Source organism: Tessaracoccus luoxuelianae (assembly GCF_054483915.1).
Window position 1 is genome coordinate 2,743,784 of sequence record NZ_CM137013.1, and the last position, 26,577, is coordinate 2,770,360.

At 69.7% G+C, this 26,577-nt stretch carries 24 protein-coding genes; 12 read left to right on the forward strand and 12 right to left on the reverse strand.

From position 1 onward, the window contains the following. Positions 1-25: 25 nt before the first annotated feature. Entirely contained in the window at positions 26-1,450 is a 1,425-nt protein-coding gene (locus tag ACX1D1_RS12600) for an LCP family protein (RefSeq protein WP_459054778.1), read from the reverse strand. A gap of 120 nt (positions 1,451-1,570) precedes the next feature. Between ACX1D1_RS12600 and ACX1D1_RS12605 the strand changes: the two genes are divergently transcribed. After that, on the forward strand, positions 1,571-2,650 hold the full coding sequence (locus ACX1D1_RS12605; protein WP_459054779.1) for an LCP family protein: 1,080 nt from the start codon (positions 1,571-1,573) through the stop codon (positions 2,648-2,650). Positions 2,651-2,659: 9 nt separating this feature from the next. On the opposite strand, the gene purE is transcribed toward ACX1D1_RS12605, so the two are convergent. From purE to ACX1D1_RS12625, 4 genes are all read right to left on the reverse strand, one after another. Further along, a complete protein-coding gene (gene purE / locus ACX1D1_RS12610; protein ID WP_182784723.1) occupies positions 2,660-3,166 on the reverse strand; it encodes a 5-(carboxyamino)imidazole ribonucleotide mutase in 507 nt (168 codons plus the stop codon). Continuing rightward, a complete protein-coding gene (locus tag ACX1D1_RS12615; RefSeq protein WP_459056587.1) occupies positions 3,159-4,268 on the reverse strand; it encodes a 5-(carboxyamino)imidazole ribonucleotide synthase in 1,110 nt (369 codons plus the stop codon). The genes purE and ACX1D1_RS12615 overlap by 8 nt, the downstream gene beginning before the upstream one ends. Positions 4,269-4,340: 72 nt before the next feature. Further along, the gene (locus ACX1D1_RS12620) at positions 4,341-4,838 is read right to left on the reverse strand and encodes a PH domain-containing protein (protein WP_182784720.1); all 498 of its coding nucleotides are present in this window, start codon (positions 4,836-4,838) and stop codon (positions 4,341-4,343) included. Positions 4,839-4,868: 30 nt separating this feature from the next. After that, positions 4,869-5,657 (reverse strand): biotin--[acetyl-CoA-carboxylase] ligase, encoded by a 789-nt coding sequence (locus ACX1D1_RS12625; RefSeq protein ID WP_220491095.1) that lies wholly within the window; start codon positions 5,655-5,657, stop codon positions 4,869-4,871. Between the two features lie 139 nt (positions 5,658-5,796). Between ACX1D1_RS12625 and ACX1D1_RS12630 the strand changes: the two genes are divergently transcribed. The 9 genes from ACX1D1_RS12630 (at position 5,797) to ACX1D1_RS12670 (ending at position 14,217) form a co-directional block, all read left to right on the forward strand. Further along, positions 5,797-6,900, forward strand: a complete 1,104-nt coding sequence (locus tag ACX1D1_RS12630; RefSeq protein ID WP_459054780.1) for a response regulator transcription factor — start codon at positions 5,797-5,799, stop codon at positions 6,898-6,900. A 107-nt stretch (positions 6,901-7,007) separates the two neighbouring features. Beyond that, a complete protein-coding gene (locus ACX1D1_RS12635) occupies positions 7,008-7,466 on the forward strand; it encodes a hypothetical protein (RefSeq protein WP_182799337.1) in 459 nt (152 codons plus the stop codon). 42 nt (positions 7,467-7,508) lie between these two features. Beyond that, positions 7,509-9,083 carry an acyl-CoA carboxylase subunit beta gene (locus ACX1D1_RS12640; protein WP_459054781.1) on the forward strand — a complete coding sequence of 525 codons (1,575 nt, stop codon included), beginning with the start codon at positions 7,509-7,511 and terminating at the stop codon, positions 9,081-9,083. Further along, positions 9,080-9,289, forward strand: coding sequence for an acyl-CoA carboxylase epsilon subunit (locus ACX1D1_RS12645; protein WP_255422434.1), 210 nt, complete (start codon positions 9,080-9,082; stop codon positions 9,287-9,289). Before ACX1D1_RS12640 ends, ACX1D1_RS12645 begins: the two co-directional genes overlap by 4 nt. 2 nt (positions 9,290-9,291) lie before the next feature. Beyond that, a complete protein-coding gene (locus ACX1D1_RS12650) occupies positions 9,292-9,885 on the forward strand; it encodes a Maf family protein (RefSeq protein ID WP_182784944.1) in 594 nt (197 codons plus the stop codon). A gap of 23 nt (positions 9,886-9,908) precedes the next feature. Further along, positions 9,909-10,325 (forward strand): hypothetical protein, encoded by a 417-nt coding sequence (locus tag ACX1D1_RS12655; protein ID WP_182784946.1) that lies wholly within the window; start codon positions 9,909-9,911, stop codon positions 10,323-10,325. Between the two features lie 9 nt (positions 10,326-10,334). Beyond that, entirely contained in the window at positions 10,335-11,531 is a 1,197-nt protein-coding gene (locus tag ACX1D1_RS12660) for a mechanosensitive ion channel family protein (RefSeq protein WP_459054782.1), read from the forward strand. 91 nt (positions 11,532-11,622) lie between these two features. Beyond that, on the forward strand, positions 11,623-13,398 hold the full coding sequence (locus ACX1D1_RS12665) for an acetyl-CoA carboxylase biotin carboxylase subunit (RefSeq protein ID WP_459054783.1): 1,776 nt from the start codon (positions 11,623-11,625) through the stop codon (positions 13,396-13,398). 33 nt (positions 13,399-13,431) lie between these two features. Then, positions 13,432-14,217, forward strand: coding sequence for a hypothetical protein (locus ACX1D1_RS12670; RefSeq protein WP_459054784.1), 786 nt, complete (start codon positions 13,432-13,434; stop codon positions 14,215-14,217). A gap of 35 nt (positions 14,218-14,252) precedes the next feature. Here ACX1D1_RS12670 and ACX1D1_RS12675 read toward each other — a convergent pair whose 3' ends face one another. The 4 genes from ACX1D1_RS12675 to ACX1D1_RS12690 all read right to left on the reverse strand — a co-directional run bounded on the left by ACX1D1_RS12675 (position 14,253) and on the right by ACX1D1_RS12690 (position 19,513). Beyond that, positions 14,253-15,965 carry a metal ABC transporter permease gene (locus tag ACX1D1_RS12675; protein ID WP_459054785.1) on the reverse strand — a complete coding sequence of 571 codons (1,713 nt, stop codon included), beginning with the start codon at positions 15,963-15,965 and terminating at the stop codon, positions 14,253-14,255. 11 nt (positions 15,966-15,976) lie between these two features. Next, positions 15,977-16,984, reverse strand: coding sequence for a metal ABC transporter solute-binding protein, Zn/Mn family (locus tag ACX1D1_RS12680; RefSeq protein ID WP_459054786.1), 1,008 nt, complete (start codon positions 16,982-16,984; stop codon positions 15,977-15,979). A 48-nt stretch (positions 16,985-17,032) separates the two neighbouring features. Then, positions 17,033-17,674: an exonuclease domain-containing protein gene (locus ACX1D1_RS12685; protein ID WP_459054787.1), complete on the reverse strand. Its 642-nt coding sequence runs from the start codon at positions 17,672-17,674 to the stop codon at positions 17,033-17,035. A gap of 435 nt (positions 17,675-18,109) precedes the next feature. After that, positions 18,110-19,513 carry an NAD(P)H-quinone dehydrogenase gene (locus ACX1D1_RS12690; RefSeq protein ID WP_459054788.1) on the reverse strand — a complete coding sequence of 468 codons (1,404 nt, stop codon included), beginning with the start codon at positions 19,511-19,513 and terminating at the stop codon, positions 18,110-18,112. 143 nt (positions 19,514-19,656) lie between these two features. Between ACX1D1_RS12690 and ACX1D1_RS12695 the strand changes: the two genes are divergently transcribed. Both ACX1D1_RS12695 and ACX1D1_RS12700 read left to right on the forward strand, forming a co-directional pair. Further along, positions 19,657-21,321, forward strand: a complete 1,665-nt coding sequence (locus ACX1D1_RS12695; RefSeq protein ID WP_182799332.1) for a phospho-sugar mutase — start codon at positions 19,657-19,659, stop codon at positions 21,319-21,321. 41 nt (positions 21,322-21,362) lie between these two features. Continuing rightward, positions 21,363-23,177, forward strand: coding sequence for a DUF2207 domain-containing protein (locus ACX1D1_RS12700; RefSeq protein ID WP_459054789.1), 1,815 nt, complete (start codon positions 21,363-21,365; stop codon positions 23,175-23,177). A 3-nt stretch (positions 23,178-23,180) separates the two neighbouring features. Here ACX1D1_RS12700 and metG read toward each other — a convergent pair whose 3' ends face one another. From metG to ACX1D1_RS12715, 3 genes are all read right to left on the reverse strand, one after another. Further along, positions 23,181-24,965 (reverse strand): methionine--tRNA ligase, encoded by a 1,785-nt coding sequence (metG, locus tag ACX1D1_RS12705; RefSeq protein ID WP_459054790.1) that lies wholly within the window; start codon positions 24,963-24,965, stop codon positions 23,181-23,183. A 29-nt stretch (positions 24,966-24,994) separates the two neighbouring features. Next, complete coding sequence (locus ACX1D1_RS12710; protein ID WP_182784961.1) at positions 24,995-25,564, reverse strand: NADPH-dependent FMN reductase; 570 nt, start codon at positions 25,562-25,564, stop codon at positions 24,995-24,997. Positions 25,565-25,665: 101 nt separating this feature from the next. Then, a complete protein-coding gene (locus ACX1D1_RS12715) occupies positions 25,666-26,529 on the reverse strand; it encodes an RNase H family protein (protein ID WP_370585825.1) in 864 nt (287 codons plus the stop codon). Between the last annotated feature and the right edge of the window lie 48 nt (positions 26,530-26,577).

Consider the following 26,577-nt stretch of genomic DNA (forward strand, 5'->3'; position numbering starts at 1 on the left):
CGAGACTCCTTCCTCCGGTGACAACCTAGCTGACCGAGCAAACGGCGGCCAGATCGGGGGTTTCGGTGAACGGCTTGTCGTCGGCCGCCTGGGCGGAAGGCGAGGCTGCGGCCTCCGACCCGCTCGCCGACGGGGCCGCCGAGGTGGCGGTGGGCTCCGGGGTCGGGGTTGGGGAGAGCTTCTCGTCGACGGTGCTGCGGATCAGCTCGAAGTCCGGGTCCGCCGTGACGATGAGCGGCGGGGAGAAGTTGACCGACGTGATGTTCTGCTCGCGCGCCTTGAGGGCCAGCTCGGCCAGGTCGGCGATCGCGCCGGTGCCGACGTCGGTCTTGAGGAGATCCCCACCCGCCTCGCTGAGCTCGACGAACTTCGTGGCCACCGTCGCCGGGTCGAGTTGCTGGACCATGGCGGACATCACGCACTTCTGGCGCACCATCCGCTCGTAGTCGCTTGACTCGGCGCGGGAGCGGGCGAACCACAGCGCGTGGTAGCCGTCGAGCAGCACGTCTTCGCCGGGGTCGATGTAGCCACTGATCGGGGAACCGCCCCCGCCGATGGGAATCGGCTTGGAGATGTCAAGCCTGATGCCGCCCATGGCGTCGATGAGCGCGCTGAACCCGTGCATATCCACCAGCGCGTAGTAGTTGAGGTCCAGGCCGAGGGTCTCCTCGACCGCCTCCTTCATGGCCTCGAGGCCCGCCTGCTGGCCCGGGTACAGGTCCGCGTGTTCCTCGCCGAGCGTCCAGATGCCGTTGAGCATGCAGCCGTTGTCCTCGCAGATGAAGCCGTCGGGGTACAGCTCGTTCAGGGGCGACGAGTCAGGGAACCGCACCTTCTGCAGGTTGCGTGGTAGGCCGAACAGCACCGTTCGGCCCGTCTGGGCGTCCACGGAGGCCACGTTGATCGAGTCCGGGCGCAGGCCCTGCCGGTCCGCCGCGGAATCCGCCCCCAGGAGGAGGACGTTGTAGCGGCCGTCCTTGATCTCCGCCTCGCCGCCGCCCCCGAAGACCTCGCCGACGTTGCGGGCCGCCACCAGGGCGTTCGCGGCTACCGTGGTGACGCCGCCGACGGCGAGCGCCAGGACCAGCGAGGTGATGGTGAGCACCAGGCGCGGCCGCCTGGGTAGGCGCAGCGGGCGGGCGAGCCGCCAGGAGTCCAGGAGCAGCAGCACCCAGCCCGCGAACAGCACCCACAGCGCGAATCTGACGATCGTGGCCACCCAGGGGGTGAGCAGGACTCCGACGGTGGGGCCGCGCCACAGCCAGAGCCCGAGGAGAACCAGCACGCCGAGCAGCGCCGCCGCGCCGTAGACCCGGCCGGCGATCCGGCCCAGGCCGCGGTTCCCCGCGAAACTCTGCACGGAGCCTGGCACCGCCGCGGACATGAGGATGAACCCGAGGGCGCGCCGCGCGTGGACGGCCTGAGCCTCGGTGGGCTGCGGTGGGGTCACGGGTGCTCCTCTTCGGTGACTCGCCCCAGTTTCGCGCCCTCACCGCGGGAGGCCAAATCTGCCACGCCGTCGGCGCCGGATCTCCGCGGGTATCCTGGCCCGCGGACAGGAGGACCCCGGGTGGTCAATCGCGACGACAACATGGACTGGCTGTACCGGCAGGAGTCTCCGGACGAGCCGGAGCCGACCGCGGTCATGCCCGCCTACCCTCCGCCCACTCGACCCGCCGCGCCAGCCCCGAGCGTCGCGGCTCCCCCGCCTCCGCCCAAGGCGCCGCGGCGCCGCACCCGTCGGCGACGACGCCCGCTGCGGCGGTTCGTCGGCACGATGCTGGTGCTGTGGCTGCTCTTCCTGCTCGTCACGCCGCTGTACGCCTGGGTGATCAGCACCAGGGTGGACGCCACCCCTGCCGGAGACCGGCCCGCCGACCAGCCCGGGACCACTGTCCTGCTGGTGGGCTCGGACGCGCGAGCCGGCGTGGCCGGCGCCCGGACGGACACGATGATGCTGATGCACCGGCCCGCCGTCGGGGACCCGGTGCTGCTGTCGATGCCGCGCGACTCGCTGGTCAGCATCCCGGGGCGATCGGACAACAGGCTCAACGCCGCCTTCGCGTTCGGGGGCGCGCCACTGCTCGTCGAGACGGTGGAGGCCAACACCGGCATCCGGATCGACGGCTACCTCGAGGTGGGCTTCGACGGCGTCGTCGACGTGGTCGACGCCCTCGGCGGGATCGAGGTGTGCCCCACGTTCGACATCGACGACCGCGACTCCCACCTCACGATGTCCGCCGGCTGTCAGAGGGTGGACGGGACCACAGCGCTCGGCTACGTCCGGATGCGTAAGGGCGACCCGAGGGGCGACCTCGGCCGGTTAGACCGCCAGCGCGAGGTGATGGGGGCCATGGCCCGGGAGGTGATCCACCCCATGACCGTGCTCAACCCGGTGCGCTACTGGCAGCTCAACATGGCCGCGGCCCAGTCCCTGGGTCGCGGCGAGGACACCGGGCTGCTGGACATGGCGGCCGTGGCCGCGGGCTTCTTCGCCGCGACCACCGGCTCCGGGATCAGCATGACCGTCCCTGTGGCGGGCACGGGCAACGTGAGCGGGGTCGGCTCAGTGGTCCGCTGGGACGACGCGGCGGCAGCCGAGGTGTTCGCGGCGCTCGCCGCGGGCGACACCACCGGGCTCAGCTCTTAGCGTCCAGGGTCAGGAGTTCTGGCCGGACGCCTCGCGGACGACCGCGCCCTTGGCCCGGGCGGCATCGCGCAGGGACTCCTGGAAGTCCAGCATCCGCTCCATCAGCGCCTCGTCCGAGGCCGCCAGTATCCGCACCGCGAGCAGGCCGGCGTTGCGGGCGTTGCCGATGGCCACCGTCGCGACGGGGACGCCCGCGGGCATCTGCACGATCGACAGCAGCGAGTCCATGCCGTCGAGGAACTTCAGCGCCACCGGAACGCCGATCACGGGCAGCGGGGTGAGGGCGGCGAGCATGCCCGGCAGATGGGCCGCGCCGCCGGCGCCGGCGATGATCACCTTGATGCCGCGCGTGTGGGCCTCGCGGCCGAAGCTCACCATGTCCTCGGGCATGCGGTGCGCCGAGACCACATCGGCCTCGAATGGGACGCCGAACTCGGCGAGCGCATCGGCCGAGGCCGACATGGTGGGCCAGTCCGAATCAGAGCCCATCACGATCGAGACGAGCGGTTCAGGCATTCGGGTCTCCCATCAGGTAGCCGGCCGCGTGGTGCGCCCGGCGGCGGACGTCGTCGAGGTCTGTGCCGAGGCAGGTGACGTGGCCCACCTTCCGGCCGGCCTTCACCTCCTTGCCGTAGAGGTGCACGCGGACTGTGCGGTCGCGCGCGAAGACGTGCATGAGCGCGCCGGTGAGGTCCTTCTCGGCGCCGCCGAGGACATTGGTCATCACCACCACGTCGTCGCGGAGCTCCGGGGAGCCGAGCGGCAGGTCGAGGACGGCCCGGATGTGGTTCTCGAACTGGCTGGTGCGGGCGCCGTCGATGGTCCAGTGGCCGGTGTTGTGGGGGCGCATGGCCAGCTCGTTGACCACGATCCGGCCGTCGCGGGCCTCCATCAACTCCACCGCGAGCACCCCGACGACGCCGAGCTCGGTGGCGATCCGGATGGCCATCTGCTGCAGCCCCGAGGCGCGCTCCGGGTCCAGTCCGGGCGCGGGCGTGACGGTCTCCACGCAGATGCCGTCCGTCTGCACCGTCTCGCTGATCGGGTAAGCCACCACCTGCCCCGAGGGTGAGCGCACGACGATGGCGGAGAGCTCCCGGGAGAAGTCGATGAACTCCTCGGCGACGATGCGGACCCGCTCCCCCGCGGACGTGTGGGCGAGGCCCTCGAACGGAACCTCGGCCTGGTCGTCGTCGTCGAGCTTCCAGACACCCTTGCCGTCGTAGCCCCCACGGGAGGTCTTGGCAATGATGGGCCAGCCCTGGCGTTCCCCGAAGGCGGCCAGATCGTTGACGTTCTCGCACACCGCGAAGGCGGGGCAGGCCACGCCCAGCTCGGCCATCTTCTCCCGCATCAGGGCCTTGTCCTGCGCGTAGACCAGCGCGGCGGGGCCCGGCCGCACGGCCACCTTCCGCGAGATCTCCTCGAGGTGCCGAGTGGGGACGTGTTCGTGGTCGAAGGTGAGCGCGTCGACCCCGTCGGTGAAGGTCATCAGCGTGTCGAGGCTGCGGTAGTCGCCGACGGTGGCGCCCGGGATGACCTGCGCCGCGGACACGTCCGGGCCCTCCGCGAGGAGGCGGACGTCGATGCCCAGCGGGATGGCGGCCTGATGCATCATGCGGGCCAGCTGCCCACCGCCGGCGATGGCCACTGCATAGCGACGAGTCACCGGGGCAGCATACCCAAGCGGCTACTCGTCGTCCTCGTCCTCTTCGCTGAACAGCAGCTCGGTGATGGTCACGTGCACCCGCTCCACGTCCGGCACGTCCGGCAGCCGCAGCGGCTGCCCCGCGGCGGTCTCCAGGATCAGCGTGCCGCAGCCGAGCATCCGGTCCGTGAGCGAGCGCTCGTAGTTGACGTTGTTGATCCGGCGCAGCGGCAGGTCGTGGCCGAGCTTGTTGATGATGCCGCGGCGGGTGATGATGCGGCGGTCCGTGATGGTGTAGGACGAGGTCACCCAGCGCAGGAACGGGATGAGCACCAGGACGAGGAAGAGCACCAGCGCGACGGCGACCGCCACGTAGGTGGCCCACGGCTGCCACTCGGGCGGCACCAGCGCGATGGAGGCGCCGAGCCCGGCGCCCAGGAGGATGAGGATCAGCGCAGGGCCGAGGAGCGCCTTGACGTGGGTGTGCATCGAGGCGATGACCACCTCGTCACGGCCCAGCTGGTTCTTGTCGAGTGCCATGGCGCCAAGTGTGGCACGCGGCCACGACACTCAGGCCAGTGTGGCGTGCACCACGTCGCCCACCGGATAGGTCTCGATGCCGGTGGCGGTGGTGACCTGCAGCCGGCCCCACTCGTCGACGCCGCGGCCGGTCCCCGAGACTCGGCGGTCGCCGTCGAGGATCACGGTCAGCTCAGCGCCGACGGACGCGCACCGCGCCTCGTACTCGGCGCGAAGGTTTCCACGCAGCTGCCAGGAGCGGTAGTGCCGCTCGAAGTGGGTGAGCACGCCCGCGACGATTCGGCTCTGATCGGTCGGGAGCCCCTCCAGCGCCAGCGATGTCGCGGTGGGCACCGGCAGCTGGTCGGCGGCGAGGTCCACGTTGATCCCGATGCCGACGACGGCGCGCGCCCCGTCCGGGTGCTCGATCCGCTCCGACAGGATGCCGCACACCTTGCGCCCCCGGATGAGGACGTCGTTGGGCCACTTCAGCGAGACCGGCGCCCCGCCCCCGGCGAGCTCGCCCACGGCCGACGCGACGGCCATGCCCGCCAGCAGCGAGAGCCAGCCCCACTGCGGGAACTCCTGCTGAGGGGTGAGCAGCAGCGACATCGAGATCGACGTGCCGGGAGGGCTCACCCACTGCCGGTCGAGCCGGCCGCGCCCGGCGGTCTGTTCCTTGGACACGAGGACCGCTCCCTCGCCCGCTCCGGCACGGGCGCGGGCGGCGAGATCCGCGTTCGTCGAGCCGGTGGTCTCGATGACCTCGACCGAGCGCCAGAGCGTCGCGGAGGGGAGCACAGCGGCGATGCGGCCCGCGTCGGGAAGGCTGGACGTCACCGCCACATCGTAGCCAGCGCCACAGGGAGAGCGGCGCCTCTGCGAGTCGTCGCAGGAGGCACTGGACGCCGCACCGGCCGGTGTGACACCGTGGCCAGCACCCTGGACACACCGGCCACGAGCACAGGAGGCAGCGGTCATGACGTCGCCGCACACCACCGTGAGAGTGCTGGTTGCGGCCGTCACGGTGGCATCGCTCGCCCTGTGTCTCACCACCGGACCCGAGGCGGCGAAGGCGCCGGCCACGGCCTGGCCGGTTCTCGTCGCCATGGTCGCGTCCGCGGCCGTCACCACCGTGGCAGTCGCCGGCCTCGGGCAGGGGTGGCGCGGGCTCCGCGCGGTTCTCGTTGCCCTCGCCGTCGTGGCTGCCGCCTATCCCGGCCTGTGGGCGCTGGCTGTGCTCGCCAGCGCGCGGTCCCCAGGCTCGGCGAGCGCCTGGGCCGCGGCCGTCGTCGCGGGGGTCGCGCATCTCCCGCTCATCGGCGCATTCTCCGTGGTTCCGCTGCTCAGCGTCCGCTACCTCGGCCGCGGCACCGGGCGTGCCCTCCTGGTGGCCGTGGTAGCCCTGGCAGTGGGGGCCGCAACCTCGTTCGCGCTGTTCTTCGACGACTTCGAGCCGCTCGCCGCTTCGGCCCCCCTACCCTCGAGCAGCGGCGAGCAGGTGGGCATGGCCATCAACGTCGGCTATCTCGCCACGGTCCTGCTCGGCCCAGCGGTCGCGGTGTTCGCCACCTGGCGAAGCGCCCCCGACGTGGCCGCGGCCCGTCGCCTGGCCCTGGTCGCGGGGTCCGCGCTCACCGGCACGCTCCTGGTCATGGTCTGCGGCGCCCTGGGCGGCACCTCTCCACTGGCGGGAACGGTGGTCCTCGTCGGCATGTATGCGGCGTTCAGCATCGTCGTGGCGGGGTGCGTCCGGGCCCTGGCCATCGAGCTGACGGAGCCGACGATGGCGTCGAGCGAGGCCGCCGCCCGCGACCCGGACACGGCGGACGAGCCGGTGTCTTCCCCGGTCCCCGGCGGGCTGTCGATGCTCACGGCTCGCGAGCGGGAGGTACTCGCGTTGTTGGCTGAGGGGCTCTCCAACGCCGGGATCGCCGCCAGGCTCGTCCTCTCCGAGCGCACCGTGGACGCGCACCTGCGCTCGGTGTTCGTGAAACTCGACCTTCCTCAGGGCGCCCACCACAATCGGCGCGTCCAGGCGGGCAACGCCTACCGGGCATCGGTCGACACATCCGCGGCGTGACGCGGCCCGGCCCCGGACAGGCGACTTAGGCGAAAGGGCCGATGCGGGTCCCAGGGCGCCGCTCCTACGGTCGAAGGCATCGCCATCGGCTCGAGAAGGAGACTCCCATGTCCCGCCCCCTCACCCTGCTGGCCCTCGTGTGGGCACCGTTCCTGTCGATCTTCGTGTTCGCGTCCCAGGGGGACACGAGTGCCCTGCACATCGCCTCCCACCTCCTGGCGCTCGCCCTGCTCATCCCCGCGTCCCTCCTCACGTGGCGGATGCGGCCGGAGGCGCCCGGGAGGGCGTCGCGGTGGATCCTGACCATCCTCTCGGCCAGCGTGCCGGTCGCGGTGCTCGGCCACGTGGGCGAGCTGGCCGTGGCAGTTCTCCGGCTGGCCGAGGACGGCTGGGTGAACCTCGACACGGCCGATATCTGGGAGCACGGCCCGCACGTCACGATCGCCAGTGTGACGATCCCGGCGATGATGCTGAGCATGCTGCTGACCGTCGCCCTGGCGGCTCTCTCGCTGCTCGGTCGACGCTCCAGGCCCGGGACCGTCGAGCCAAGCCACCCCACAATCTGAGCGGCCGGAGGGAGTGGCCCGTCCCGCCGCTATGGTGACCCCATGGAGATCGACATCCACACCACTGCCGGTCGGATCGCGAATCTCGGAGTGCGCATCGATGAAGCTGTGCACGCCGGTTCGGCCGAAGCGGTGGAGAAGCAGCATGCCAAGGGGAAGATGACCGCCCGAGAGCGGATCATGGCCCTCCTCGACGAAGGAAGCTTCGCCGAGTTCGACCAGTTCTCACGTCACCGCACCACCGCCTTCGGGATGGACGCGCGGCGTCCGTTCGGCGACGGCGTCATCACGGGCACCGGGTCCATCCACGGCCGCCCGGTGTGCGTGTTCAGCCAGGACGTCACCATCTTCGGTGGCGCGCTTGGCCAGGTGTACGGCGAGAAGATCGTGAAGATCCAGGACTTCGCGCTCAAGACGGGGGTGCCGATCATCGGCATCAACGAGGGCGGCGGGGCCAGGATCCAGGAAGGGGTGGTCTCGCTCGCGCTCTATGGCGAGATCTTCAAGCGCAACACGCGCGCATCGGGCGTGATCCCGCAGATCTCGCTCATCATGGGCGCCGCTGCCGGCGGCCACGTGTACGGCCCGGCCCTGACGGACTTCGTCGTCATGGTGGACAAGACCTCGCAGATGTTCATCACCGGCCCGGAGGTGATCAAGACCGTCACCGGCGAGGACGTCTCCATGGAGGAGCTCGGCGGCGGCCGCACCCACAACACCAGGTCAGGCAACGCCCACTACCTCGCCGCCGACGAGAACGACGCCATCGAGTACGTGCGCGAGTTGCTGACCTACCTGCCGCAGAACAACCTGGAGGACCCGCCGCTCTTCGACGATGAGGAGGTGGACCTCACCATCACCGACCACGACCGCGAACTGGACCTGCTCGTCCCGGACGCGGCCAACCAGCCCTACGACATGCGGGAGGTCATCCGCAACGTCCTCGACGACGACGAGTTCCTCGAGGTGATGCCCCTGTTCGCCGGGTCCATCATCGTCGGCTTCGGCCGGATCGAGGGCCGCTCCATCGGCATCGTCGCCAACCAGCCCACGGTGTTCGCGGGCTGCCTGGACATCGACTCCGCGGAGAAGGCCGCCCGGTTCGTGCGCACCTGCGACGCCTTCAACATCCCCGTGCTCACCTTCGTCGACGTGCCGGGCTTCCTGCCCGGCGTCGGTCAGGAGCATCAAGGCATCATCCGTCGCGGGGCCAAGCTGATCTACGCCTACGCGGAGGCCACCGTGCCGCTACTCACGGTGATCACCCGTAAGGCCTACGGCGGCGCCTACGTGGTGATGGGCTCCAAGCACCTGGGCGCCGACATCAACCTGGCCTGGCCCACGGCGCAGATCGCGGTGATGGGCGGCCAGGGCGCGGTCAACATCCTCTACCGCAAGCAGATCGCGGCGGCGGAGGATCCGGACACCGAGCGCGCCCGGCTGATCCAGGAGTACGACGATGAGCTCACCAACCCCTACGTGGCGGCGGACCGCGGATACATCGATCAGGTGATCTACCCGCACGAGACGCGGGCACAGGTGATCCGGGCTCTGCGGCTGCTGCGCAGCAAGCGCGAGGCCCTCCCGCCGAAGAAGCACGGGAACATTCCGCTATGACCGAGCCGATGGCCCTGCGCGGCGCGCACCTGAGCGAGGAGGAGGTGGCGGCCGTCGTCGCGGTGCTCCACGCCTCCGCGGGGGCGGAGCAGCTCCGCTCACCGGACGACAGGCCGCTGGCCGGCGGCTGGAAGTCCTACTACCGCACCGTCCGCTCGCCGCTCATGGGCGGGCGGGACGCCTGGCGGACCTACCACAGGATGTAACGATGCGCTTCATCCTCGCCTCCAAGTCCCCCGCGCGGCTTGCTGTGCTGCGCCGGGCCGGGCTTGACCCTGAGGTGATCGTCTCCGGATTCGACGAGCGCCAGGTCCTCGACCCGGTGCCCACCAGGCTCGCCGCCCGGCTCGCCGAGTTCAAGGGCGCCGCGGTCATCCCGCAACTCCACGGCGACTTCGTGCTCCTCGCCTGCGACTCGGTACTCGAGTTCGAGGGCCGCGCGCACGGCAAGCCCGGATCGCGGGAGGCGGCGACCGAGCGGTGGCGGCGGATGCGCGGTCGCGAGGGTCTCCTGCATACCGGTCACTTCGTCGCGGTCCGGCAGGGCGGCGAGGAGACGCGCTCCATCCAGGTGGGGTCCACCGTGGTGCGGTTCGCGGACCTGCCCGACGACGAGATCGAGGCCTACGCGGCCACCGGCGAGCCGCAGCGGGTCGCCGGCGGGTTCACCATCGACGGGCGAGGCGGCGCCTACGTCACCTCCATCGAGGGCGATCCCTACAACGTCGTCGGGGTGTCGCTGCCGCTGTTCCGGCAGATGGTCATCGACGCCGGCGTGCCCTGGCAGTCGCTCTGGCGCTGAACGGGCGCCAGTACAGTTGGCCCGTGCTCCGGATCACCCTCGCCGTCGTCGGCCTGCTCGCGGTGGCGGGCTGCTCGGCGCCGCCGCTCCCGTCCACGCCGACGCCGTCGGTGACCGTCAGCGCCCTCACCGAGGCACCGGCCGACGGCGTGCTGCTCTCGGATCTCGGTTTCCTCAACGCGCCTGCCGGCTTCTCGATTCCGCGGGACGCCGAGATTGAGGAGCGGGTGGACAGCGGCAACAACATCACGGTCGTCCTGAGCTCCCCGACCGGCGACGAGGTGGCCGAGTATCTGCGCCGCCACCTCCCCGCCATGGGCTTCACCGTCACAGCAGACGCGGGAGGGTCGCTGCTGTTCGAGTCGGCGGTCCACGACGGCGCGTTCACCGTCACCGGGGAGCTGTCGGCGCTCAGCCTGCGCACAGACCGCGGCGCCTAGGCTGAGGCCATGGAACTGCTGACCCTGGTGGTGTACGCCGTCGCGGGATTCCTCGCGGGCACCGCACTGTCGATCACCATCTCGGTAGTGATGAGCTTCATCGTGCGCCGCAGGAAGGGACTCGCGTTCGTGTCGCGGCGCCTCAAGGTGCCCCAACGGCTGCTCTTCACGCTCGCCGGAACGGGCCTCGGTGTGGCCATCGCGACGGCCGACCCTGAACCGACGTGGCGGCCCCTCTTCATGCAGGGCCTGCTCATCGTGATCATTCTGGCCGGTGCCTACCTGGGCACGGGCGTCATCAAGGCGGTGGAGGACGGCATCGTCGCCGGTGCACGGGAGGAGGAGGGCACCGACACATCGCGCTTCCGCCGGGTACGCACCCAAATGCAGGTGGTGGCCCGGGTCCTGATCGCGGTGCTCTGGACCATCGCCCTGGGCTGGGCGCTCTTCACCTTCCCCGCGTTGCGCACTCTGGGCGCGTCGCTGTTCGCGTCGGCGGGTCTGCTGTCCATCGTCGCCGGCCTGGCCGCGCAGTCGACGCTGTCCAACGTGTTCGCCGGCATGCAGCTGGCCTTCAGCGACGCGCTGCGCGTGGGAGATCTGGTGGTCTTCGACGGCGAGATGGGCACGGTGGAGGAGATCACCCTCACCTATGTGGTCGTGGGCACCTGGGATCAGCGCCGCTGGATCGTGCCCAGCACGTCGTTCACCACCCAGGCCTTTGAGAACTGGACCCGCGGGCAGGCCCATCTGTACGGCACCGTGGAGTTCGATCTGGACTGGCTGGTTCCCGTCGAGGCGATGCGCGTGGAGCTCCACCACATCGTCGAGGCCAGCCCCCTGTGGGACAGGAAGACCGTGAGCCTGCAGGTCACCGACGCCACCGGTGGGCCCGTGCGGCTGTACGCCGTGGTCTCGGCCGCAAGCTCCGGCGACCTGTGGGATCTGCGCTGCCACGTCCGGGAACAGCTCATCTCGTGGGTCCAGCGGCACGCGATCTACGCGCTCCCACGCACCCGCCTCGAGCCGGAGACCACCCCGGCACCGCCCATTGAGGAGCGCGACGAGTTCGTGGACCAGATGGTCACGGAGTACGAGGCGGAGAAGGCCCAGGCGGAGTCGGGCATCGAGACCGCCGTCATGCCCGCCGTCCGCCAGGGGGAGGCCCCGCCGCGACCCTGGTTCCAGGCCCTGCGGGACCGCTGACCGGGTTCGGGTCCAGTGTCGCGGACCTGTCGCCGCGTGGCCCCCTGGCGTGGATAGACTCCTGACAAAGCCAAATAGAGGAGGTCCTAGAGTGGGCAACGTCGCCGTCTCCAAGGTTCTGGTCGCCAACCGAGGCGAGATCGCCGTCCGTGTCATCCGCGCCGCACGGGACGCGGGCATCGCGTCGGTGGCCGTCTACGCGGACTCGGATTCCGAATCGCTCTTCGTCAAGCTCGCGGACGAGGCGTTCGCCCTCAACGGCGCCACCCCTGCAGACACCTACCTCAACATCCCCAAGCTGCTCGACGTTGCCGCCCGCTCCGGCGCCAACGCGGTGCACCCCGGCTACGGCTTCCTCGCGGAGAACGCGCACTTCGCCCAGGCCGTCATGGACGCCGGCCTGATCTGGATCGGCCCTCCCCCGGCAGCCATCGAGGCGCTCGGAGACAAGGTCCAGGCCCGCCACATCGCGCAGAGGGTAGGGGCGCCGCTGGTGCCCGGCACCGCTGATCCGGTCGCCAACGCCGAGGAGGTGGTCGCGTTTGCGACTGAGCATGGCCTCCCGATCGCCATCAAGGCCGCGTTCGGCGGCGGCGGTCGCGGCCTGAAGGTGGCCCGGACGCTGGAGGAGGTGCCGGAGATGTTCGAGTCCGCCACCCGCGAGGCCGTCACCGCCTTCGGACGCGGCGAATGCTTCGTCGAGCGGTACCTGGACAAGCCGCGCCACGTGGAGACACAGTGCCTGGCAGACAGCCACGGCAACGTCGTGGTGGTGTCCACCCGGGACTGCTCGCTACAGCGGCGGCACCAGAAGCTCGTCGAGGAGGCGCCAGCGCCCTTCCTCACCGAGCATCAGGTGTCCCGGCTGTATGAGTCGAGCAAGGCCATCCTCCGGGAGGCGGGGTACGTGGGCGCCGGCACCTGCGAGTTCCTCGTCGCCCTCGACGGCACCATCTCGTTCCTCGAGGTCAACACCCGCCTCCAGGTGGAGCACCCGGTCTCGGAGGAGGTCACCCGGATCGACCTCGTGCGGGAGATGTTCCGCATCGCCGCCGGCGAGGAGCTCGGCTACCCGGACCCGGAGGTGCACGGCCACTCCATCGAGTTCCGCATCAACGCCGAGGACGCCGGCCGCAACTTCATGCCCGCCCCTGGCACCCTGGTCAAGTGGCACGCCCCCACCGGGCCTGGTGTCCGGGTCGACGAGGGCTACCACGTGGGCATGACCGTCCCCGGCGCGTTCGACTCGCTGGTGGCCAAGCTGATCGTCACCGGGGCGGATCGGGACCAGGCGATCGCCCGCTCCCGTCGCGCCCTGGCCGAGCTGCAGATCGAGGGTATGCCCACCGTCGTGCCGTTCCATCAGGCCGTCCTCAACGATCCGGCCTACACGGCCCCGGATGGCCACTTCGGGGTGCACACGCGCTGGATCGAGACCGAATTCACTGGAGAGATCGCTCCCTACACCGGGGTGCTGGGCGAGGCAGACGATGTGCCCGAGCCGGAGATCGTCACCGTCGAGGTCAACGGCAAGCGGGTGGAGGTGAAGCTGCCCGGCGGCTTCGGTGCCCGACCCGCCTCCTCGAAGGCAGTGCGGAAGCCCACCAAGCGTGACCGCGGCGGCAGCAGAGTCTCCGCCCCCTCCGGCAACGCGCTCACCTCCCCCATGCAGGGCACCATCGTCAAGGTGGCCGTCGAAGAGGGGCAGCAGGTCGGCGAGGGCGAGACCATCGCGGTGATCGAGGCCATGAAGATGGAGCAGCCGCTCAACGCCCACCGCGACGGCGTCATCGTCGGGCTGAGTGTGGAGGCCGGCCAGGCGGTCACAGCCGGGGAGGTGCTCTGCGAGATCGTCGACGCCGAGTGAGCCACGCTTGAGGCCGGGGTTATCGTAGAGAGCATGTTCTCCGGTCTGTTCACCATGATCATGGTGATGGTTGTGGTCAGCATCATCGTGTCCATGACCTCGCGTCGCTCGGCGCCGCCGCCGCATCAGATGCACCGCTGGAACGACCCCTACGCGCTCCCGCAGTCCGGATACCAGCAGCCCACCCCGTATCACCAGCCCAACCCCTACCCACAGCCGGTCTATCCCATCAGCCCCGGCGCGCGGGCGGCCCTGGACGCAGACATCACCACCTTCGGCGGCGAGTTGAGAGACCTGGACCTGGACGTGGTGGGCCGAGAACTCGACGCCGGCGCCCAGGCTGACTACACGCGGGCACTGGACGCCTATGACGGCTCCAAGAACCAACTGGAGCGCGCTCAGACCGACGCCGATGTGCGACGCATTGCGGAGATCCTCGAGGACGGCCGGTTTGCGGTTGCCTCCGTGAAGGCCCGGGTCAACGGGCACCCGCTGCCGGAGAAGAGGCCGCCGTGCTTCTTCGACCCAGCACACGGCCCTTCGACGCAGAACGTGCACTGGGCGCCCCCCGGTGGCGCTGTCCGCGAGGTTCCCGCGTGCGCGTCGGACGCCCAACGGGTCATGACAGGCCTGGACCCGTCGATCCGCCTGGTCCCCATGGGTGCCAGCCAGGTGCCCTACTGGGAGAACCAGCAGTACGCGCCTTGGGCCCAGGGCTATTACGGCCGCTACGGCATGGACCCGGCGCTGCGCCAGATCACCCATGGTGCGCTGATGATCGGCGGGTTCTCCCTCCTGATGGGCCTGCTCGACGACTGACCGGGCGCACCCTGTGCTGCGTCAGACCTGGGACATCAGGCGCCCGCCGCGCCCGTCCCCTCGCGATGAGGATCGTGGGCGGGGTCGTCCAGGAAGCCTCTCCAGCCGTGCAGACCACCCAAGCCGAAGGCCACCTCGACGTTGTGCCGGTGACAGACGACCTCGGGCGGTCCGCTCGACACGACGCGTCCACTGACCAGGATCACGTGGTCCGCGGCCCTCGCTTCGTCGAGGTCGTGGGTGGTCAGGACCACGGTCCTGCCCTCGTTCCCCTCTCCGTGGATGATGCGGTCGATGGTCCGCGCAGAGACGATGTCCAACCCTGTGAGAGGTTCGTCCAGCAGCATTACGCGGTGGTCCTGAGCCAGCCCTTGCGCAACATAGACGCGCTGGCGCTGCCCACCCGAGAGCTCGTGCAGGTGTCGCCCGGCCAGATTCTCGATCTCCATGCGTCGCATGGCATCGCCGACCCGCGCGCGATCGTTCGGCGTGAACGGGCGGAAGTAGCCCACGCTCGGGTATCGAGCCATCCCCACGACTTCCTTGACCGTGATGGGCGTTGAGTGAGGCACCACCGTCGACTGCAGCACGTAGCTGATGTCACCGCGCGCCTGCTGCGGGTCCCCTCCCAGAACCTCCAACCGCCCCTCGGAGACTGGGACGAGACCAGCAACGGCGTGCAGGAGCGTCGACTTGCCGGAGCCGTTCGGGCCGATCACTGCCGTGACCCCGTTGAGCGGGATGGTGAAGCTGGAGGTGGCCAAGGCGGTGTGACTTCCGTACCTGAGCACAACGTCGGTTGCCTCAGCGAAATCGTTGAAGCCCGACTCGACGCTGGTCATCTCGCGCCCGGGGAGCGCCTGCGGCTGGTCCGCAGAGGTCGCGTGCCGTCTCGTCCGCGCTGGGGCAACCTCGTCCGGGTTGGTCGTGAGGCGGGCTCGCACCGTGGTCCACGTCAGGGTGAGAAAGAACGCCACGATCGGGATCAGTGCCATGGTGGCCGACCCGGCGGTGCCAAGGTGGTAGCTGAGCAGAAGCCCGAGCCAGACGGACACGACGGAGATCCCCGCCGCGATGGCCATCATCCGCGGGACGGTGCGGACGACCAGGGCAGCGGTGGCCGGCGGGCCGACGAGCAACCCGAAGACCAACAGGGTTCCGACGGACTGGAAACTGCCGATGACGGCAGCGGCGATGAGCACCAGGAGGACCGCGTGGGCCCTGCCGGGGGCCATCCCCAGCAGCTCGGCCTTCTGCCGGTTGAAGGACAGCGCGAGGAACGGTCTGTACATCACGATGGACACCACGACCACGCCCGCGGCCAGAATCGCCTGCTGGACCAGGTCCTGTTGGGTGACGCCCAGGGCATCGCCGAAGAGGATCGTGGTGAGGCTCCCGGTGTAGGAGTCGACGCTTGAGATGATCACGACGCCGAGGGCGAGCATACCGACGAACAGCAGGCCGATGGCGGTGTCCTCGGTGAGCCGGGTCTGCCGGCTGACGATCTCGATCCCGGCGACCATGACGGCCGCCGCCACCGCAGCGCCCAAGGCGGGGCTGACGTCGAGAACCACTGCGGCCGCGATCCCGGGCACGACCCCGTGAACGAATGCATCACCGAAGAAGCTCATGCCGCGCAACACCAGCCACGTCCCGACCACGGCGCACATGAGCCCGGCCAGGATGCCGCCGAGGAGCGCCCGCTGCTGGAAGCCCAACGCGAAGGGCTCGACGAACCACTCCAGCATCATCGCGACCGTCACGTCCCCGCGAGCGCGTCAGCGATGCGGTGTGCGTTCGTCAGCATCATCGCCTCGTAGGTATCGGCACCGGAGCCGGTCTCGCCCAGGCTGCCCACGTACAGCTCGACCACGGCGACCCGCTGCCCGCTCTCCTGCGCCAGCGCGTCGATCAGTGCTGTCGGGTTCGCGGTGTTGGCGAAGATGGCCTTGACCCCGGCGGCCCGGACCGTCTCAGCCAGGTCCGCCAGCTCTGACGAGCTCGGTTGTGCCAGGGTCGACCCACCGGGGACGACCACGCCCGCAACCGTGAAGCCGTACGCGCGGGCGAAGTACCCGAAGGCGTCATGGTCGGTGACCAGCGTGCGGGACTCAGCCGGGACTCCCTCGAGAATGGTCCGCACCTCGCCGTCTGTGACGGTCAGCGTCGCCGCGACCTGCCTCCCGCACTCGCCGAAGTCAGGATCGCTGCGCACCTTGGCGAGTTCATCGCCGATCAATGTCGCGGCCGTCGCCATCCGGGACACGTCCAACCACACATGGGGGTCCAGAGAGTCCGACGACTCACCGAAGGACTCCGGATCCAGGGCGGGCCCCACCTCGAGAACGGTTGCACCGTCCTCGCGAGCGGTCGCCAGCGCCGACGTGAGCCCTTCTTCCAGACCCAGCCCGTTGGTGATGACGAGGTCGGACTCGACCATCAACGCCACGTCGGCCGACGATGGCGAAAAGTCGTGCGGGTCGGCACCGACCGGCATCAGCGTCGTCACCTCCCCGCCACCACACGTCACCACCTGCTCGGCGACACTCCCCAGGATAGTGGTCGACGCTACGACCGAGACCGGATCACCCGTCGACCCCCCCGTCTGCGCATCAACTCCCCCACAGCCGACCAGGCCGAGCGCAAGCGCCGCAGCACCCGCAATCGCCCGCGCCTTTGACCTTGAGGGGACGCCCCTCACACCGTCACTCCATGCCGTCGACACGACCGACTCCCTTGCCTCTACATACCTGGTAATGAGAATCATTCTACTCAGAAGGTCTTCCGGCGGCCACCGCGCACCCGCGTTAACGGGTCAGAAGAGCGTTGGACTGAGCTCGGGGTCCACCAGTTCGACGGGCTTCGTGGGGCGGCTGGGTTCGTGATGATCGGGGGCCAGCCTGCCCCAGGCAACACCGCTCGCCACCAGCAGATCATCCAGGCTCGAGACGGACGCCCGACGCGCCATGTCCAGTGTGATGAGTGCGCAGGCGACCGCGTCGTGAACGGCGTCGTGGTGATGGTCAAGCGGCACCCCGGCGGCACTGGCCACAGCGTCCAGCGTGTATTCGGGAAGGTCGTAGTGGCGCCGCGCGAGGAGCAGCGAGCACCCGAAGTCGAAGGTTGGCCAGTCGAAGTGGCAGTAGCTGGTCGCTTCGCGGATCACCGAGACGTCGAAGGCTGCGTTGTGGGCCATGACTCGGCGTCCGGTGAGGCGCGCAGCGATGTGGGGCCAGAGCTGTTCAAACGTGGGCTGGCCCTCGAGATGACCCTCCCCGATGCCATGGATCTCGCAGCAATCCGGGTCGAACCAGCCTCGGCCACGAGGAGGGCGCATGAGAGACCCCCAGGTTGCCTCGAGCCGGCCGTCGCGGACGAGGGCCATGCCCACCTGACAGGGCGATCCATGTCGTCTGTTCGCCGTCTCGAAATCGATGGCGATGAAGTCCAGGCTCATCTGGGGACCCCGGCGCTGCCCATGGTTGCTCCTTCTGTGCATTCTCCTGGCAGGGAGCTTACGTCAAGGTTGCCTGACGTTCCTGCCTCGGGGAGACTGGCCCGAGGAGGAGTGCGATGGAACAACGAGTAGCGATTGCTGCGGTGGCCGAGGCTGCAACCGGCGTGGCCCAAGCACAGGCACTCCTTGAGGCCACAGTGGTGCTGGCGCGAGGCGAGGGAGCAACCTGGGCCCAGATCGGCGAGGCGACAGGCGTGAGTCGGCAGGCCGCGCACGAGCGCTGGGGGCGCATTCCACGCCTCGGCTGCCCACGCACGGATTGCACGTGCGGAGACCACGCCGCGGATCCCTGCGCCTGCGGGCACGGCCCGGGCCGGGGGCGTCGACGATCAGTGGCGATGCCGGACCCTGAGCCCAGCTGAACGAGGCAGGGGCCTAGTTGGTAAGGAGGGCCCCGTCACGGTTGTGCAGGCGGCGGGCCGCCTCCGCGATCGAGCCGGACATCGATGGGTAGACGGTGAACGCCTGGCTGAAGTCGTCCACAGTGACCTTCTGCGCCACCGCGATCGACACCGCGTGGATGAGCTCGGAGGCGCGCGGCGCCACCACCACGCCGCCGATGATGATGCCGGTGGTGGGCAGGCAGAACAGCTTGACGAAGCCGTCGGTGAAGCCCTGCATCTTCGAGCGGGCATTCGACGCCAACGGCAGCAGCACGGACGCAACCCGGACGTCGCCGGTATCGGCCTGCTCCTGGGTGATGCCGACGGTGGCGATCTCCGGCGTGGTGAACACGTTCGACGACACTCGGCGCAGATCCATGGGCGTCACCGCGTCGCCCAGCGCATGCCACATCGCGATGCGGCCCTGCATCGCGGCCACCGACGCCAAGGCGAAGACGCCGGTCACGTCGCCCGCCGCGTAGATGTTACGCACGCTGGTGCGCGAGACGCGGTCCACCGAGATGTGTCCCGACGGGGTCATCGCCACCCCCGCCTCCTCGAGCCCGAGCCCGGCGGAGTTGGGGATGGCGCCCACCGCCATGAGGCAGTGCGAGCCGCGAACCTCACGGCCGTCCTCCAGCGACACCACCACCTCGTCGCCCTCACGGCGCGCCGCGTAGGCGCGCGATTCGCTCATGATCTCCATGCCCCGGCGTTCAAAGGCGCGCTGCAGGACGGCGGCCGCGTCCTGGTCCTGGCCGGGCAGCACCTGCTTGCGCGAGGACACCAGCACCACGTCACAGCCGAGTCCGTCGTAGGCGGAGGCGAACTCCGCGCCGGTCACGCCCGATCCCACGACGATCAGCCTCTCCGGCACCTCGCTCAGGTTGTAGACCTGTTTCCAGTTGAGGATCCGCTCCCCGTCGCAGGCCGCCTCAGGCAACTCGCGGGGCGTGGTGCCCGTGGCCAGGAGGACGATGTCGGCCTCGAACCTCTGCTCGCCGGCCCCGGTGCTGGCCACCACGCGGGTGGCGCCGTCGAGGCGGGCGCTGCCGGCCACGAGGTGCACCCCGTCCTGCCGGAGGCGCTGAGCGATGTCTGCCGACTGGGCCTTGGCCAGGGTGAGGACGCGCTCGTTGACCTCCGCCAGGTCCACCCGCACCACGTCCGAGACATCCGTCGCCGCGATGTGAAGGCCGAGCTGGCGGGCGCTCTCGATGCGGACCATGACCTCGGCCGTGGCGATCAGCGTCTTCGACGGCACACAGTCGCTCAGCACAGCGGCCCCGCCCATGCCGTCCCGTTCGATCAGGGTGACCTCGCCGCCGAGCTGGTTGGCCACGAGCGCAGCCTCGTAGCCGCCGGGTCCGCCACCGATGATCACTACCTTCGTCACGTGCCCATCCTTCCACAGCGCCCGGGGTGGGGAGCCTGGCACGCGCCTATGCTGGACCGGGTGAGCGAACCCTTCGAGCATGTGGTGACCGGCCACGGCGGGATGCTTGTGCTGGCCGGCACGGCCGCCTGGAGGTGCTCTGGATGAACGAGTTGCTGACCCGCGCCCAGGAGTGGCGCGACGCTGACCCGGACCCCGACACCGCCGGCCGGCTGGACGAGCTGATCGTCCGGGCCCAGGCCAACGACCACACCATCCGCGAGCCCGCCCTCACGGAGCTCGCCTCCGCCTTCGCGGGACCGCTCGAGTTCGGCACGGCCGGCCTCCGCGGACCTCTCGGGCCGGGACCGGCTCGGATGAACCGTGTGGTGGTGACGCAGGCCGCGGCCGGCTTCGCCCTCTGGCTCTCCGCGAACGGCCACTCCGGCGGCCGTGTCATCGTCGGATACGACGCCCGGCACAAGTCCGACGAGTTTGCCCGCGACACCGCCGAGGTGATGGCCGGTGCAGGATTCGACGTGCTCTGGACCAGCGAGCCCATCCCCACCCCCGTCGTCGCCTTCGGCATCCAGCACTTCGGCTGCGTCGCGGGCGTGGTGGTCACCGCGTCCCACAACCCGCCAGCGGACAACGGCTACAAGGTCTTCCTCGGCGACGGCTCGCAGATCGTGCCGCCGACGGACGCCGAGATCGCCGCGAAGATCGCAGTCGTGGCCGATCACGGGTGGGCCAAGCTCCCCCGTTCGGAGGTGCGCCGCGACATCACCGCCGAGCTCCTGGACGCCTACGTGGCGCGGGCGGCCTCCCTGTACCCGGCCGATTCCGCGCGGGAGCTGGTCTGGGTCCACACAGCGCTGCACGGCGTCGGCGCGAAGACGGTGCGGCGGGTCGCGGAGGCCGTCGGGCTCCCCTCCCCCGTCGAGGTGGCGCAGCAGTCTGAGCCCCACCCCGAGTTCCCCACCGTCGCGTTCCCCAATCCGGAGGAGAAGGGAGCGATCGACCTTGCTCTGTCCTTGGCGGAGGCCGAGGGCGCGGACGTGGTGATCGCCAACGACCCGGACGCGGACCGCTGCGCAGTGGCCGCGGTGGTCGACGGTGTGTGGCGGATGCTCACCGGCGATGAGCTGGGCGCCATCCTCGGTCACGACGCGATCGCACGCGGGGTACCCGGCACGTTCGCGAACTCCGTGGTCTCCTCGACGCTGCTCGGCAGGATGGCCCGCCGCGCGGGTCGCCTGCACGTGACCACGTTGACGGGGTTCAAGTGGATCGGCCGCGTGCCGGACCTGGCCTTCGGCTATGAGGAGGCCATCGGCTACTGCGTCGATTCGCGCGCGGTCCCGGACAAGGACGGGATCACCGCCGCGCTGACGGTGCTGCGGATCGTTGCCGACCTCAAGGTCTCGGGCCGCGCGTTGGCGGACCTGCTCGACGACATCGCCCGCGAGCACGGCCTGACCGCCACCTCCCAGCTGTCGGTGCGCGTGGCCGACCGGTCCCTGATCGCCGACGCCATGACGCGGCTGAGGCGCAACCCGCCGTCGGCGCTCCTCGGGGCCCCGGCGACGGTGCTGGACCTCGCCCACGGCTCGGACACGCTGCCCCCCACCGACGCCATCGAACTCACTGGTGAGCGGGTGCACGTGGTGGCCCGCCCCTCGGGCACCGAGCCCAAGTTGAAGTGTTACCTGGAGGTCCGGCTGGACGCCGAGGAGTCCGTCGACGTGCGCGCGGCGCGGCTGGCCGCGGCGGGACGGCTGGCCGAACTGCGGCGGGAGATGGCAGCCGCACTCGGGGTGGAGGGCTGATCCAGCGCCCGCTGTTCGGCGGCATGGATACAGTTGATTCCATGACGAAGCTTCGCGCCGGTCTCCTCGCTCTACTGATCGCCCTCGCCGTGGCCTGGGTGGGGGTGGTGCCGGCGGCCGCCGACGACTCGGCGCCCATCACCCGCTACGACGTGGACGTGGTCCTGAGGACGGATGGTGTCGCGGGCGTCACCATCGACTTCACCATGGACTTCTCCGCGCTGAGGGGCCGCGGGCCCTACATCCTGCTGCCCACGCTGCAGGAGGACGGCGCGAACCCCGACGAGAACTACGTGTTCAGGTACTCCAACATCTCGGTCTCCTCGTCGACGGGGGCCAACACCCAGGTCCTCCAGGAACAGGACGCCGACATGTTGTCGCTGCGCATCGGCAACGAGAACATCTTCAACACCACCCCTGAGGACTACACCCTCACCTACGACGTGACCGGCCTGATCGCCACGGATCACCCTGTCAGCGGCCTCGATGAGTTCAACTGGGACGTCATCGGCCCCGCCTGGGAATCGCGGTTCTCCAACATCACCGTCGACGTCACCGGACCCGCCGGGCTCGAGCAGGTGGCCTGCTTCTACGGTCCCACCGCCGACACCCCGTGTGAGGCGACACAGTCGGTTGACGCGGCCACCTATACGCTGGCTTCGCTGCCGCCCAACACTCGGATGCAGGTGGTGGCGGGCTACCCGGCCGGTACCTTCCCCGGCGTGACGCAGGAGAAGGCCCGCCGGGTGACCGCGGCCAACGCCTTCGAGCTCACCCCCGCCACCGGTGCCGTGACCGGCGCAGGTCTGATCGCCGCCATCGTCGGGCTGATCGCGGTGCGTCGGCGTCATGCCCGAGACGACGTCTATCTGGGGCTCACCCCCGGCCTCACCCCGCTTTCCGGCCAGGAGGAGCGGGTGGGGACGCGCAGCGGCAAGTTCCCGGTCACTGTCCAGTTCCACCCGCCGAAGGGCGCCACCCCTGGTGAGATCGGCACTCTCATGGACACCACGGCGGACAACGTCGACGTGTCCGCCACCATCGTGGATCTCGCAGTCCGCGGCTATCTGCGCATCATCTCGCAGTCGAAGAAGGACTTCACGCTGGAGGCGCTGCACGCGCCGCCCGGACCCCTGGAGCCGTTCGAGGAGAAGCTGCTGGCCGATCTGTTCCAGGGACGCAGCGTGAGGACGTCGAAGGAGCTGAGCAAGGCGAAGTTCGCCGAGGTGCTGCCGGACGCCCGCAACGGCCTGTACTCCTCCGTCGTGGCCAAGGGCTGGTTCAAGGGCAACCCCACCACCGCACAGATGGTGCCCATCGTGCTGGGTGGCCTGGCGATCGGCGCCGGCCTCCTCTTTGCCTTCGTGGGAGCCGCTGTGGGATGGGGCCTCATCGGCATCCCGCTGGCCGTCTTCGGGATCGGCCTCATCGTGATGTCCAGCAAGTTCCGCAAGCGTACCGCCACCGGCTCGGCCTACCTCGCGCAGGCCAAGGGCTTCGAGTTGTACCTGCGTACCGCAGAGAAGGACACGCTGCAGTTCGAGGAGGGGGAGGACATCTTCAGCAAGTACCTCCCCTACGCGATGGTGTTCGGCGTCGCGGACCGCTGGTCCAAGCTGTTCGCAGACCTCGGCGCGCAGGGCCTCTACCAGGCCAACACCTCGTGGTACGTGGGCGCGGACCTCATGCACGGCTACTACTTCGCCAGCGCGATGAACAACCTCACCCACTCCATGTCGGACGCCATGCAGGCCGCCCGGATGGACGGGATGAGCTCGGCCACCGGCGGCTCCAGCGGCTTCTCCGGGTTCAGCGGGGGTGGCGGCTTCGGCGGCGGTGGCGGCGGCTCCTGGTGAGGATCAGCCGGGGATCGGGGCCCAGCTCGGGCCGGTGACGCCCAGGGTGTCGTCGAGCTTCGCGAACAGCGGGGACGGCTTCGCCAGGGGCGTGCCGGCCGCGATCGGCCGCGACTCCCACACGGCCTGCTGGCCGGCGTAGTCGCCCTGCAGTGTCGGGTAGGTGAGGTCGCCTTCGCTGACTTCGACGATCTGCGGCTGCGCGGCCCACACGCCCTGCCCCCCCAATGCCTCGAAGACCTTCTGCGCGGAGTGCGGCAGGTAGGGGGTGAGCAGCGTGTTGCAGTCCGAGACCACCTGGAGGGCGACGTGGAGGACGGTGTCGCGGCGGGCGGCGTCGTCCTTGAGCTTCCACGGCTCCTGATCGGAGAGGTACTTGTTGGCCAGGCCGACGATGCGCATGGCCTCCGTGATGCCGGCCTTGAATCGGCGGGCAGCGATGTGCTCACCCACCACCTCGAACGCGGTGCGCGACTCGTCGAGCAGCGCGCTGTCTGCGTCGGTCAGCTCGCCTGCCGCGGGCACGGAGCCCACGTTTTTGTGTGCCATCGAGATGGAGCGGTTGACCAGATTGCCCCACTCGTTGGCGAGCTCGAAGTTGGTCCGGCGGACGAACTCGTCCCAGGTGAAGTCCGTGTCCTGGTTTTCGGGCCCGGCCATGGCGATGTAGTAGCGCAACGCATCCGGTCCGAACTCGCCGAGGAAGTCTCCGACGAAGATCGAGGCGCCGCGCGAGCTGGACACCTTGGAGCCCTTCATCGTCATGAACTCTGAGCTGACCACCTCGGTGGGCAGCTGCAACTCCCCCAGCGACGGGCGGATCTCGCCGCCCCTGGTCCCCTGGCCGTTGGCGCCGAGCAGGATGCCCGGCCAGATCACCGAATGGAAGACGATGTTGTCCTTGCCCATGAAGTAGTAGGACCGGGCCTCGGTGGAGTTCCAGTACGCGCGCCACGCCTCCGGGTCCCCGGTGCGCCTGGCCCATTCGACCGAGGCGGAGAGGTAGCCGATCACGGCGTCGAACCACACGTAGATGCGCTTCATGGGGGCATCGCGCCAGCCGTCGAGGGGCACGGGGACTCCCCAGTCGAGGTCGCGGGTGATGGCGCGTGGCCTGATCTCCGCCAGGAGATTGTGGGAGAACTTGAGCACGTTGGGCCGCCAGTCCTCGCGGCTGTCGATCCACTGGCCCAGCATCGGGGCGAGCGCGGGCAGATCGAGGAAGAAGTGCTCTGTCTCGACGAACTGCGGCGTCTCGCCGTTCATCTTGGACTTCGGGTTGATCAGGTCCGCCGGGTCGAGCTGGTTGCCGCAGCTGTCGCACTGGTCTCCGCGGGCGTTGTCGTAGCCGCAGAGAGGGCAGGTGCCTTCGATGAATCGGTCCGGCAGCGTTCGGCCCGTTGATGGCGAGATGGCGCCCATCTGGGTCTTGGCCGTGACGTAGCCGTTGTCGTACAGGGCGGTGAAGAGGTCCTGCACCACGCGGTAGTGGTTGGGCGTGGTAGTGCGGGTGTACAGGTCGTAGGACAGGCCCAACCCCTGCAGATCCTCAACGATCTGCCGGTGGTACTTGTCCGCCGTCTCGCGAGGGGTGAGCCCCTCCGCGTCCGCCTTCACCTGGATGGCCGTGCCGTGCTCGTCGGAGCCCGACACCATGAGCACGTCGTGGCCGGCCATCCGCATGTAGCGCGAGAACACATCGGAGGGGACGCCGAATCCGGAGACGTGACCGATGTGGCGGGGGCCGTTGGCGTAAGGCCAGGCGACGGCGGCAAGAACGTGACTCATGCGCGCCATCCTATCGGCGCGCCGAGGCCTCACTCACGCGGCAGAACGGTGAGCACCCGCTCGATGTGCTCGCGGAACTCCCCCATGAACGCGGTGAGCACTTCCCTGAGTCCGTCGTCGGTGATCGTCCCGTCGGCGTCGATGCTGGAGCCGTCGAGCTTGATGTAGGCCTCCGGGGCGGTCATCAGGCGGGCGTTGCAGAACGCGAGGACCGCACGGAGGCTCTGCTGGGCCACCGCCGTGCCGATGTTGCCGATGGAGGCGCCGATGATCGCCGCCGGCATGTGGTCGAACGAGTTCTGGCCCCAGGGCCGCGATGCCCAGTCGATGGCGTTCTTCAGCGCCCCGGGGATGGAGCGGTTGTACTCTGGCGTGACGAACAGCACGGCCTGGGCGGAGGCGAGCGCGGACTTCAGCGCCTGCGCCTCTGCGGGGTAGGCGGCGTCGTGGTCGGGCGAGTAGAGCGGTAGGTCACCGATCGGGATCTCCGTGAACTCCAGGTCCGGGGGCGCCACCGCGATGAGGGCCTTGGACAGCACGCGGTTGATGGATGTCGAGGACAGGCTCCCGACGAAGTACCCGACGCGGTAGGTGGTCATGACGGTTCCCTTCCGCCGCTCGGCCGGGGCGGCCGTGGCCGGCCACTCGGACTCTACCGACCATCGACGCGCACCGGGTCGGGTTCGAACTCCGGGCTGGATCAGACCTGCCGGGTGGCCTGGGTGAATCGCAGTGACCAGCCCGCAGGGAGTTCCACCCACAGCCCCGAACACGTGAGGTCCTGCTGCGCCCACCGCACCAGACCGGCCCCGGCCGTCACCGTGTCGACGGCGAGGAACCGCACCTCATCGGCCGCTGGCCAGGGCAGATCCCAGGTCTGGGCGCCGTCGGCGCCGTGCGCGACGAAGTCGCGGTGGAGCCTGGCCGCTGCAGGGTCGGAGACTGCTTCCCGGGTGAGGCGAACGAGAGCGGCTTTGGTGCGCGGTGACGCGGAACCCGGCACTGGCGCCGGCACGGGCTCCTCGGGGGGCGCTGTGGAAAAGAGGTCGGGTTCCGGCTCGGTCTGCCCCACCGAGAAGTCCCGGCGCCCGGGGGGACGGTGGGTGTCCGGGAAACCCGGGCCATGGTTGACGGGGTCTCCGCGCTGAAAGGCGGTGGCCGCTGCACGGGCCCGCTCGTCCGCGGCCTCGTTCATCGAGTGTCCGGCGTGGCCCTTGACCCATTCGAACTGGACGGTGCGCCCCTGCAGCGCGGCGTCGAGCTCCTTCATCAACTCCACATTGAGCACCGGCTTGCCGTCACCCTTCTTCCACCCCTTGCGCTTCCAGCCGGGCAACCACTTGGTGAGGGAGTTGATGACGTACTGCGAATCGCAGAGGATCCGGAGTGGCTCGTCGAGGTGCGCGGTGGAGCGGAGCAGGTCGAGTACGGCCATCAGTTCGCCCATGTTGTTGGTGCCGTGGTCCCAGCCACCGGCGGCCCAGATGTCGTCGCTGACGTACCAGGCCCAGCCAGCGGGCCCGGGGTTGGAGAGGGCGGACCCATCGGCGGCAGCAACAATCACGCGCCCGAGCCTAGTGCCATGCGCATACCCGCCCGTGCACCTCACCCG

What these genes read in the sequence shown, in the direction of transcription:
- ACX1D1_RS12640 (WP_459054781.1), top strand. Translation starts at nt 7,509, where the DNA reads ATGGAGATCGACATCCACACCACTGCCGGTCGGATCGCGAATCTCGGA.
- purE (WP_182784723.1), bottom strand. Translation starts at nt 3,166, where the DNA reads ATGCCTGAACCGCTCGTCTCGATCGTGATGGGCTCTGATTCGGACTGG.
- ACX1D1_RS12685 (WP_459054787.1), bottom strand. Translation starts at nt 17,674, where the DNA reads ATGAGCCTGGACTTCATCGCCATCGATTTCGAGACGGCGAACAGACGA.
- ACX1D1_RS12660 (WP_459054782.1), top strand. Translation starts at nt 10,335, where the DNA reads ATGGAACTGCTGACCCTGGTGGTGTACGCCGTCGCGGGATTCCTCGCG.
- ACX1D1_RS12675 (WP_459054785.1), bottom strand. Translation starts at nt 15,965, where the DNA reads ATGCTGGAGTGGTTCGTCGAGCCCTTCGCGTTGGGCTTCCAGCAGCGG.
- ACX1D1_RS12695 (WP_182799332.1), top strand. Translation starts at nt 19,657, where the DNA reads ATGAACGAGTTGCTGACCCGCGCCCAGGAGTGGCGCGACGCTGACCCG.
- ACX1D1_RS12710 (WP_182784961.1), bottom strand. Translation starts at nt 25,564, where the DNA reads ATGACCACCTACCGCGTCGGGTACTTCGTCGGGAGCCTGTCCTCGACA.
- ACX1D1_RS12670 (WP_459054784.1), top strand. Translation starts at nt 13,432, where the DNA reads ATGTTCTCCGGTCTGTTCACCATGATCATGGTGATGGTTGTGGTCAGC.
- ACX1D1_RS12700 (WP_459054789.1), top strand. Translation starts at nt 21,363, where the DNA reads ATGACGAAGCTTCGCGCCGGTCTCCTCGCTCTACTGATCGCCCTCGCC.
- ACX1D1_RS12645 (WP_255422434.1), top strand. Translation starts at nt 9,080, where the DNA reads ATGACCGAGCCGATGGCCCTGCGCGGCGCGCACCTGAGCGAGGAGGAG.
- ACX1D1_RS12630 (WP_459054780.1), top strand. Translation starts at nt 5,797, where the DNA reads ATGACGTCGCCGCACACCACCGTGAGAGTGCTGGTTGCGGCCGTCACG.
- ACX1D1_RS12650 (WP_182784944.1), top strand. Translation starts at nt 9,292, where the DNA reads ATGCGCTTCATCCTCGCCTCCAAGTCCCCCGCGCGGCTTGCTGTGCTG.
- ACX1D1_RS12635 (WP_182799337.1), top strand. Translation starts at nt 7,008, where the DNA reads ATGTCCCGCCCCCTCACCCTGCTGGCCCTCGTGTGGGCACCGTTCCTG.
- metG (WP_459054790.1), bottom strand. Translation starts at nt 24,965, where the DNA reads ATGAGTCACGTTCTTGCCGCCGTCGCCTGGCCTTACGCCAACGGCCCC.
- ACX1D1_RS12620 (WP_182784720.1), bottom strand. Translation starts at nt 4,838, where the DNA reads ATGGCACTCGACAAGAACCAGCTGGGCCGTGACGAGGTGGTCATCGCC.
- ACX1D1_RS12615 (WP_459056587.1), bottom strand. Translation starts at nt 4,268, where the DNA reads ATGATGCATCAGGCCGCCATCCCGCTGGGCATCGACGTCCGCCTCCTC.
- ACX1D1_RS12680 (WP_459054786.1), bottom strand. Translation starts at nt 16,984, where the DNA reads ATGATTCTCATTACCAGGTATGTAGAGGCAAGGGAGTCGGTCGTGTCG.